The 8,628-nt window shown below is 70.6% G+C and carries 10 protein-coding genes and 1 pseudogene; 4 read left to right on the top strand and 7 right to left on the bottom strand.

Annotated elements, in window-relative coordinates; genetic code table 11:
* Together AX737_RS10580 and AX737_RS10575 are read right to left on the bottom strand one after the other, a co-directional pair.
* Nucleotides 1–597: NAD(P)H-dependent oxidoreductase subunit E (locus tag AX737_RS10580; RefSeq protein ID WP_197430531.1), on the bottom strand; the 597-nt coding region annotated here is incomplete at its 3' end.
* Between the two features lie 49 nt (nucleotides 598–646).
* Nucleotides 647–976, bottom strand: coding sequence for a hypothetical protein (locus AX737_RS10575; protein WP_066921155.1), 330 nt, complete (start codon nucleotides 974–976; stop codon nucleotides 647–649).
* A gap of 532 nt (nucleotides 977–1,508) precedes the next feature.
* Here AX737_RS10575 and AX737_RS10570 point away from each other — a divergent pair.
* Both AX737_RS10570 and AX737_RS10565 read left to right on the top strand, forming a co-directional pair.
* On the top strand, nucleotides 1,509–1,787 hold the full coding sequence (locus AX737_RS10570) for a hypothetical protein (RefSeq protein ID WP_066921152.1): 279 nt from the start codon (nucleotides 1,509–1,511) through the stop codon (nucleotides 1,785–1,787).
* On the top strand, nucleotides 1,780–2,280 hold the full coding sequence (locus tag AX737_RS10565; RefSeq protein ID WP_238230283.1) for a hypothetical protein: 501 nt from the start codon (nucleotides 1,780–1,782) through the stop codon (nucleotides 2,278–2,280). The genes AX737_RS10570 and AX737_RS10565 overlap by 8 nt, the downstream gene beginning before the upstream one ends.
* Before the next feature lie 37 nt (nucleotides 2,281–2,317).
* On the opposite strand, the gene AX737_RS10560 is transcribed toward AX737_RS10565, so the two are convergent.
* Together AX737_RS10560 and AX737_RS10555 are read right to left on the bottom strand one after the other, a co-directional pair.
* Nucleotides 2,318–3,052 carry a sulfite exporter TauE/SafE family protein gene (locus AX737_RS10560; RefSeq protein WP_066921150.1) on the bottom strand — a complete coding sequence of 245 codons (735 nt, stop codon included), beginning with the start codon at nucleotides 3,050–3,052 and terminating at the stop codon, nucleotides 2,318–2,320.
* Between the two features lie 98 nt (nucleotides 3,053–3,150).
* A complete protein-coding gene (locus AX737_RS10555; protein ID WP_238230332.1) occupies nucleotides 3,151–5,106 on the bottom strand; it encodes a YgiQ family radical SAM protein in 1,956 nt (651 codons plus the stop codon).
* 360 nt (nucleotides 5,107–5,466) lie between these two features.
* Here AX737_RS10555 and AX737_RS10550 point away from each other — a divergent pair, with 360 nt between their 5' ends.
* Together AX737_RS10550 and AX737_RS33125 are read left to right on the top strand one after the other, a co-directional pair.
* Entirely contained in the window at nucleotides 5,467–6,603 is a 1,137-nt protein-coding gene (locus AX737_RS10550; RefSeq protein ID WP_066921146.1) for an HPP family protein, read from the top strand.
* 55 nt (nucleotides 6,604–6,658) lie between these two features.
* Nucleotides 6,659–6,820 (top strand): hypothetical protein, encoded by a 162-nt coding sequence (locus AX737_RS33125; protein WP_156453640.1) that lies wholly within the window; start codon nucleotides 6,659–6,661, stop codon nucleotides 6,818–6,820.
* A 117-nt stretch (nucleotides 6,821–6,937) separates the two neighbouring features.
* Here AX737_RS33125 and AX737_RS10545 read toward each other — a convergent pair whose 3' ends face one another.
* The 3 genes and pseudogenes from AX737_RS10545 to AX737_RS10535 all read right to left on the bottom strand — a co-directional run.
* Complete coding sequence (locus AX737_RS10545; protein WP_066921144.1) at nucleotides 6,938–7,189, bottom strand: hypothetical protein; 252 nt, start codon at nucleotides 7,187–7,189, stop codon at nucleotides 6,938–6,940.
* A gap of 258 nt (nucleotides 7,190–7,447) precedes the next feature.
* Nucleotides 7,448–7,675 carry a hypothetical protein gene (locus AX737_RS10540; protein ID WP_066921142.1) on the bottom strand — a complete coding sequence of 76 codons (228 nt, stop codon included), beginning with the start codon at nucleotides 7,673–7,675 and terminating at the stop codon, nucleotides 7,448–7,450.
* Nucleotides 7,676–7,879: 204 nt separating this feature from the next.
* Nucleotides 7,880–8,628, bottom strand: a pseudogene (locus AX737_RS10535) (hypothetical protein); the annotation flags it as partial.

The raw sequence follows: 8,628 nt of genomic DNA, 5'->3' as shown, positions 1-8,628 counted from the left end.
GGCGTAGCCGCCCTCGGCCCGGTAGGCGTCGTAATCGGTGTAGGCCGGGATGTGGGCGTGCGTGTCCTGCGCCTCCACCGCCGCCTTCACGGCCGCCACGTCGGCGCGGTGCAGGAAGTTGTGCCCCACCTCGACGGCGGGCGCGTGGTCGCAGAGCCCGACGCAGGGCGCGCGCACGACGCGCACGTCGCCGCCGAGTTCCGCCTGCAGGGTCTCCAGGAGCTTCTCGGCGCCGAACATCGCGCAGGTGATGCTGTCGCAGACCCGAACCGTGAGCCGGGGGATGGCGGCCTCGCCCTCCTTCACCACGTCGAAATGCGCGTAGAACGTTGCGGTCTCGAACACCTCCGCGAAGGCGAGGCGCATCTCGTCGGCCAGAGCCGCCAGATGGGCGGCGCTGATCTGGCCGTAGGTGTCCTGGATCAGGTGCAGGTGCTCGATCAGGAGGTCGCGCTGGCGCGGGCGGTCGCCGAGCAGCGCCTCGATCTCCACCTTCGCGCGCGGCTCGACCTGCCGCCCCTTCGGCACCGGCCTCGCCCGCTCCCGGCCCCGGCCGGGATGCGCGAATTGCCTGACAGTCCCCGGAGCCTCACTCATGATGCGATCTGATTTCCAGCTGTTGAGACGGACGGTTGAGGTGGGGCGGCTACTGCCCGCCGAAGGCGCGCAGCGGCTGCCCGGCCTCGGACCGGTGCTCCATGACGACCGCGCCGCTCGTCTCGTCCAGCGACGCGATGCGGGGGCCGACGACCGCCCGAAGCTCGATCTCGAAGCCGTCGAGGGCGGCGTTCAACCGGTCTGCCTTGCCGGCCCGCGCGTCATCCCGCAACCCCGGCTCGAGAGGCTCGACGAGAGCCTCGAGCAGGGTCGCGCGGACCTGATCGACGAGGTCCCGGGTGAGCGGCGGCTTGGCGGCCGCCGCATACGCCTCGGCGACGGCGTCCGCCCAGAAGGCTGCATCGTGCTCGGCGTTCATGCTCAGGCCTGCTCGTTCACTCAAACTCGTTCGAGCCGCACATGAGGGTCCGGATCGGTCGCACGGACGGCGGTCGGCCTTTGGTATACCACATGGCAGCCGCGTTGGAATGATTGTTATATCGGTTTGGTGACTTTGCAAAATGCTGCAGCGCAGCGTCCGCGGCCGCGCCGCAGCTAGATCCGGATCGGAACGCCTGACGCGGGATCGCCGCGCGGACGGCCGCGACCGCCGGTGCGGGGGCGCTGGTCCGCCTCGGACGCTGTGGACGGGCCCGCCTGCCTTCGAAGCGTCAAGCTTTCAGCCCAAGCCCGACCCAATCGGGCGCGATCCGGTCGACCATGATCGCTGCTTCCCGCTCCCTCATCCGCGAGCATCGCGAGATCGCGGGCGTGCTCGCCTCCTCGGGCCTGTTCTTTGCCGGGCTTCTGACGCTCGCGACGCTCCTGTGACGGCGCCATCGGCCCGCGCCATCGGCCCGCGCCGCCGGCCATCCGCTTGGGCCACGGCCGCGCATGTGCCATGGTACCGAATGATTTCCAGAGACGAATGCGCCCGCGACCTCCGCTCCTTCATCCGAGCCGGGAAGCGCGAGGATCTCGGCGCGGCACAGGATCTGCTGCTCCACTACGCGCTGTGCCAGAAGGGAGCGGAAGCGCGCGCGGCCGCCCTGGATGACCTGCAGGTTGCGCTGACGGGCTACCGCGTGCCCGACATGACGAACGATCAGCGCGCCTTCGACATGGCCGTCGTGGGCATGATCGAGCAGACCAAGGTCGCGGTCGTGCGGCAGGCCCGGCCCGTTGGGTGAGCGCGGCCGCGTGCCGTCCCGTCGAACCGGCGGCACCCTTGCGCCTGGGCGCGGATGCGGCCCGTGCACCGCGTGCTGCAGCATCCTGGAAATCGAAGCCCTCGGCAAACCCGCGGGCATCCTGTGCGGGCACAATACCGGCGCGGCCTGCGGTATCTACGCGCAGCGGCCGGACGCCTGTGCCCGGTGGCACTGCCTCTGGCGCAGGATCGACAGCTTGCCGGACGCGCTGAGGCCGGATCGGTCCGGGGTGATGTTCTCGATGGATAGCCGGCCGCCGGTCGCCGGGGCACCGGAGGGAGCCTGCATCGTGGGCCGCGCCGTCGCGGGCGTGCAGACCTTCGACGAAGGGCGGGTGAGCGAGGCGTTCGCAATGTTCGTCCGGGAAGGGTCCCTGCCGGTGTGGCGGGCCTGCGGTGATGCGGCGACCCTGATGTATGCCGGGCCCGGGCGCCCGCCGGACGACGCGACGGCCTCCGGGACGCGCCGTTGAGGTGCGGCCCCGCGGGTGAACCCGACCCGGCGCGGCCTTACAGCGACACGATCGTGCTGGCCGTCAGGTAGAGGCCGAGCACGAGCATCGCGATCAGGAACCACCGTCGGAACCCCTCCGGGTCCATCCGCTGGCGGACCGCCTGGCCCGCGAACATCCCCGCGAAGGCCGTTCCCATGGCGACGAGTCCGGGCAGGGCCGTCGAGGCGTCGAGGAGGCCCACGCTCGTGAGGTTGAACGCCTGCGCCAGGGTCGCCACCGTGAAGAACACGCCGAGCGCCTGCACCAGCTCGTCCTTCTCCAACCCGATTGACTGCAGGTAGGGCATCGACGGGATCACCTGGATGCCCGTGGCGGCCGAGATCACGCCCGTGAGGAGGCCGACGACGCCCCCGACCCATTTCTCGTTCCGGGGTGGCGTCCGGAACTGCAGGCGCGTCAGCCCGAGCCAGGCGTAGACCACCAGGAGGAACCCGAGCACGATCGTGGCGTAGCGCGCGTAGGGACCCGCCATCAGCGCGCCCGCGCCCCAGATCGCGAAGCCCGTGCCGAGGAGCAGCGGCCACAGCCTGCGCAGGATGCCGGGCAGGTACGGGCCGGCGAAGGTCTGCCAGAGGTTGGTGACGATGGCGGGCACGATGACGATGGTCAGGGCCTGCAGCGGAGTCATCGCCACCGCGAGCAGGCCCATCGAGACGGTGGGCAGACCGAGGCCGATCACGCCCTTCACGAAGCCGGCGATGCCGAAGACGGCGGCGATGAGGACGAGCATGGCGGGGGATCTGGCTGACGGTCTCGACGGACGACCCGGATCGCGCGTCCTGCCGCGGGAGGCGCCGGAGCGTCCCCGAGATCAGGCGCGCGAGGCCGTCACTTCCTCAGCGGCACGCCCTTCGTGGTGAAGCGCGGCCCGCCACCCGCGCGGCGCACGGGCCGTTGCGGTCCGCCCGCCTTGCCCGCGCCCGCGCCCGTTCCCGGCGGCTGCGAGAACGGGACCAGCTGGTCCGGCCTCGGCCCGATCAGGTCCGCGCGGCCCATCTCCCGCAGCGCCTCGCGAAGCAGGGGCCAGTTCTCGGGGTCGTGGTAGCGCAGGAACGCCTTGTGGAGGCGCCGCTGCCGCAGGCCCTTGATCGCCTCGACCGGCTCGGCTCCGCCGCGCCGCACGCCCCGCAGCGGGTTGATCTCGGTGTGATACATCGCCGTGGCGGTGGCCATGGGCGAGGGCAGGAACGTCTGGACCTGGTCGGCCCGGTAGTCGTTCTTCTTGAGCCAGAGCGCGAGGTGCATCATGTCCTCGTCGGTCGTGCCCGGATGGGCGGCGATGAAGTACGGGATCAGGTAGTACTTCTTGCCCGCTTCCTTCGCGGCGGCGTCGAACATCTCCTTGAAGCGGTCGTAGGTGCCGATCCCCGGCTTCATCATCTTGTCGAGGGGCCCGCGCTCGGTGTGCTCGGGCGCGATCTTGAGGCGGCCGCCGACGTGATGGGTCACGAGCTCCTTGACGTATTCGGGACTCCGGACCGCGAGGTCGTAGCGCACGCCCGAGGCCACCATCACCTTCTTGACGCCCTTCACCTCGCGCACCTTGCGGTAGAGCCGGATCAGGTCGTCGTGCGAGGTGTTCAGGTTCGGGCAGATGTCCGGGAAGACGCAGGACGGCAACCGGCAGGCCGCCTCGATCTTCGGGTCCTTGCAGGCCATCCGGTACATGTTCGCGGTCGGCCCCCCGACATCCGAGATCACGCCCGTGAAGCCCGGCGTCTTGTCGCGGATCCGCTCGATCTCGCGCAGGATCGAGCCCTCCGAGCGGTTCTGGATGACCCGGCCCTCGTGCTCGGTGATGGAGCAGAAGGTGCAGCCGCCGAAGCAGCCGCGCATGATCGTGACCGAGAACTTGATCATGTCCCAGGCGGGGATCTTCGCGTCGCCGTAGGACGGGTGCGGCGCGCGGGCGTAGGGCAGGTCGTAGACCGCGTCCATCTCGTCGCTGGAGAGCGGGATCGGCGGCGGGTTCAGCCACAGGTCGCGGTCGCCGTGGCGCTGGACGAGCGGGCGCGCGTTGCCGGGGTTGGCTTCCCGGTGCAGCACGCGCGAGGCGCGGGCATAGGCCTCCTTGTCGTCCTTGACCTCGTCGTAGGCGGGGAGCCGGATCACGGTGTCGCCGGGCCGGCGGGCCGCGGCCTCGTCGGCCGAATCGAGGTCGTCGGCGGGCAGCTCGGTGTAGTGGCCGGGCACGCGGCGGAACAGGGCGACGCCCCGGACGGAGTCGATCTCCTGCGGCGCCTCGCCGGCCGCGAGGCGGTTCGCCACCTCGACCACGGCGCGCTCGGCGTTGCCGTAGATCAGCAGGTCGGCCTTGGCGTCCGCCAGGATCGAGCGGCGCACCTTGTCGGACCAGTAATCGTAGTGGGCGATGCGGCGCAGCGACGCCTCGATGCCGCCGAGCACGATCGGCACGTCCTTGTAGGCCTCGCGGCAGCGCTGCGTGTAGACGATGGTGCAGCGGTCCGGACGCCGTCCGCCTTCGCCGCCGGCCGTGTAGGCGTCGTCGTGGCGCAGCCGGCGGTCCGCCGTGTAGCGGTTCACCATCGAGTCGAGGTTGCCGCCGGTGACGCCGAAGAAGAGCCTGGGCTTGCCGAGCGCCCGGAACGGCTCGGCCGACTGCCAGTCGGGCTGCGCGATGATGCCGACCCTGAACCCCTGCGATTCGAGCAGCCGGCCGATGATCGCCATGCCGAAGCTGGGATGATCCACGTAGGCGTCGCCCGTGACCAGGACGACGTCGCAGGCGTCCCACCCGAGTGCCGCCATCTCGGCGCGGCTCATCGGCAGGAACGGCGCCGCCCTGCCGGTCGGCGGCGGTTTGTGGGCGAAGGGCGCCGGGGGTCGCTCGGTCGAAGCTCGGAGTTCCATGGCGGCATCCATAGTCCGCCGCGACCGCGATCTCAACGAATGGCGGGCGGGACGCTGGGCCGGACCTGCCCGTCCTGTCGGCGCCCGCATTGCCTTGATGACTGCCTCGAGGAATGCCTCGATAGCAGGCATCCTGCCTTTCCAGGTTGCAATTTCGACCGCCGTCCGTAAACCGGACTCTGGTATACCAGAATGCCGTGCCGACCGTCCGAGCGTCTGCCCGCGGAACGGGCAGCTCCGGCATCGGTGACGGCGAGCGAGGGACGCGCGCGGATGTCCAAGACGGTCAGCACCGGAGAGGCCGGCACCGCGTCCGGGTTTCGCTTGTTCAGACCGATCCTGGCCGGGGCGACCCTGAGAGAGCGGCTCGTCGCCTGCCTGGGGGCGCTGGTGGGCATCACGCTGACCGGCCTGATCTGCGGTCTGGTCTTCGGCCAGGGACCCCACATCCCGCTCATCGTCGCCCCGATGGGCGCCTCGGCCGTGCTGCTGTTCGCCGTGCCGGCCAGTCCCCTCGCGCAGCCCTGGTCGATCATCGGCGGCAACACGATCTCGGCCTTCATGGGGGTGCTTGCCGCCCACTTCATCCCGGACCCGGTCATCGCCATCGGCGTCGGCGTCTCGCTGGCCATCGCGGCGATGTCGCTCACCCGCTCCCTGCACCCGCCCGGCGGCGCGGCCGCGCTGACGGCGCTGATTGGCGGCCCGGCCGTCACCTCCGCGGGCTTCCTGTTCCCGCTGTTCCCGGTCTGCGTGAACTCGGTCATCCTGGTCGCGCTCGGCGTCGCCTTCCACAAGGTGTCGCGCCGCAACTACCCGCACGCTCCCGTCGCGGCGCCGGTCAACACCCACGGGACGGCGGACCTGCCCGCGCCCCTGCGGGTCGGCTTCCGGCCGGAGGACGTGGACGCCGCCCTGCTCGAACTGCACGAGACGCTGGACATCGACCGCGCCGACATCGACCGGCTTCTGCGTCAGGTCGAACTTCGCGCGCTCGTGCGGACGCAGGGCGATCTCACCTGCGGCGAGGTGATGTCGCGCGACGTGGTGACGGTGGGGCTGGATGGGCGTGCGGAGCGGGCGCGCGAACTCCTGATCGCCCACAACATCCGCACGCTGCCCGTCGTGGACCGGGCCGGCCGGCTCGCGGGCACGCTCGGCCTGCGCGAGCTGACGCTGCACGGCGATGTCGGCATCGCGCAGGTGATGTCGGAGGCCCGGACGACCGGGCCGGACGAGCCGGTGGTCTCGCTGGCCCCCTCGCTCACGGACGGCCGCACGCACGCGGTGGTCGTCGTCGACGGCGACCGGCGGGTCCTCGGGATCATCACCCAGACCGACCTGCTCGCGACCCTGACGCGTCTCCTCTCGGCCAGGGCGGTGGCACCCGCGGAATCGGTTCCGGCCTAGCCGCGCGCGCCGGTTCGAGCGAGGGCGCGCCGCCGCGGCGGAGCCGTTGGCCCGGTTGTTGCCAGAGACCCCGCAATCCTGGCACGGCCAGGTCCGCGGGATCGAGCCGATGCAAGACGGGGCGCTTCTCCTCCACCTCCTGCACGCCGCCCTGATGGCGGCGAGCATGATGCTGACCTGGCAGGTCCATCGCCTCCGCAAGCCCGCGGCGAAATAGGGTCGATCTCCGCGGGCGGTGCGACTCGGGGCAAACGTCCTGCCGAGGTGCGGGCAGAGGGCGAATTCCGGTGCCGGGCCCGCCCTCCGGTTCCGCCACGGCCCCCGCCGCCGACGTTCAGCCCTTCCGGCCCTGCTTGTAGCTCTGGATGGCGTTCTGGCATCCGGGTGAGAGCTTCGACAGGTTCTTCTCGAAGCAGGCCTGCGTCTCCGGGCCGTCCTCGGGCGGCATGTCCCCGCAGAACGTCGTGAAATCCCCCATGCATTGCTGCTGGAGGAGCGCCTTGTCGTCCGCGGACATCGGCGCTGCCAGGGCGGCGTTCGCCACGCCCGCCAGAAGTGCAACAGACGTCACGATGCGTACCAGCATGGTGTGCTTCCGATCCGTTCAGAGAAACCGGGACGAAAGTCGCGACGGCGCGAAAACGTTGCATGCGACGCTGCCGTATTCGACCGCATGCGGCGCTCGGGGCGGGAGGCCCGCCCGTGGTCCGCGAGATCGACGGCTGCGAGGTCAGCCCGGCCTCGCTCCGGCGCATGCCCGACAGGCCGTCGTCCGGGGCAGGCGGCCGAACGGCCGGCGCGACCTCGATCGGCGAGCCGGCGCCGGGGCGCCCGCGCGTGGCGCTCAGGCGAGCGCGAGTTCGAGGGCCAGGTCGGTCAGGTAGAAGGCGATGCGGTGGCTCGCCTCGCGGTCCGCGCAATCGATGCTGAACCCCACCCTGAGGGTCTCTCCCTCGTAGCGGCGCATCACCGACTCGGCCATGAGGGCGGCCTCGCGCTCGGCCGGCGCGTGCAGGACGCGTCGGCCGTCTTGCGTTTCCAGTGTCACCCGGAAGAACGTCTGGGGCATCATGGAACGCTCCCCTCGGGCCCAGGGCCGGCCGACCCGCAACTCCCTATCAACGACCGGGCGGATGAAACCGATCCCGGATCGTACAGCAAAATAAATACTCTTGCGGCGGACCGGCGCAGGAACCCCGCTCCGGCGATTCCCGGCCCGCGGAGTACGCGCTCCGTGCGCTCGAGGATCCGGGCCGGGACCTGCGCCGGGCCGCGCCTACTGCGACAGCAGGAGCTTGCCCGAGATCGGCCCGACGCCCTTGGGCACCGGCACACTCGTCTGGTCGTAGTTGGCGTTCAGGTAGAGGTTCGGTCCCTCGTAGAGGTTGACCTGCTGGGCCACCACGACCGTGTAGGCGGATTGGTCCGCCACCGGGCGCTTCGCATCGATCACCACGCGCCCGGCCGGCAGGTAGATCGTGCCCAGCATGGTGCGGGCGTTGTCGCTGATGATGCGGTAGGTCCGCATCGCCTTGCTCTGGCCGAGCGGCGGCGGTGTCGGCGCGATGGTGTCGCCGTAATCGACATCCACCACGTCGCTCGGATCGAGGGGTGTCTCGACCGCACGCTCCTCCATCATCAGGAGGCCGGCCATCGTGCCGGTGGTCGGCGCCGTGAGGCTGATGGTCGTCTTCTTGTCGAAGACGAGCCCGCTCGTGTTCCCGGTGAAGTAGAAGGCCACGTCCCTGCCGGTCATCGTCGCGGACTTGTCCACGATCAGGGGGCCATCCTTCATCACGTAGATCCCAGGCCGCAGCGTCACGACCGCGTTATTGGTGATCTGCAGGCCGCCGCAATAGGTGCCGGGCTCGAGCGTGACGCTCTGATCGATCTGGTTCGCCGGCGTGTTGGGCTTCTGCTTCGGCGGCTTCTTCGCGGACGAGGGAAGCGTCATGCACGCGCCGATGCCGGGCGCGGGCCGGTCCTTGAGCGGATCCTCGATCACCGGGCATCCGGTCTGGGGCG

The sequence above is a fragment of the Methylobacterium sp. CCH5-D2 genome (genome assembly GCF_001556475.1).
In the GTDB taxonomy this organism is placed as follows: domain Bacteria; phylum Pseudomonadota; class Alphaproteobacteria; order Rhizobiales; family Beijerinckiaceae; genus Methylobacterium; species Methylobacterium hispanicum.
This window is presented reverse-complemented; position numbering and strand designations above follow the sequence as displayed.

What these genes read in the sequence shown, in the direction of transcription:
- AX737_RS10575 (WP_066921155.1), bottom strand. Translation starts at nt 976, where the DNA reads ATGAACGCCGAGCACGATGCAGCCTTCTGGGCGGACGCCGTCGCCGAG.
- AX737_RS10570 (WP_066921152.1), top strand. Translation starts at nt 1,509, where the DNA reads ATGATTTCCAGAGACGAATGCGCCCGCGACCTCCGCTCCTTCATCCGA.
- AX737_RS10560 (WP_066921150.1), bottom strand. Translation starts at nt 3,052, where the DNA reads ATGCTCGTCCTCATCGCCGCCGTCTTCGGCATCGCCGGCTTCGTGAAG.
- AX737_RS10555 (WP_238230332.1), bottom strand. Translation starts at nt 5,106, where the DNA reads ATGAGCCGCGCCGAGATGGCGGCACTCGGGTGGGACGCCTGCGACGTC.
- AX737_RS10550 (WP_066921146.1), top strand. Translation starts at nt 5,467, where the DNA reads ATGTCCAAGACGGTCAGCACCGGAGAGGCCGGCACCGCGTCCGGGTTT.
- AX737_RS10545 (WP_066921144.1), bottom strand. Translation starts at nt 7,189, where the DNA reads ATGCTGGTACGCATCGTGACGTCTGTTGCACTTCTGGCGGGCGTGGCG.
- AX737_RS10540 (WP_066921142.1), bottom strand. Translation starts at nt 7,675, where the DNA reads ATGATGCCCCAGACGTTCTTCCGGGTGACACTGGAAACGCAAGACGGC.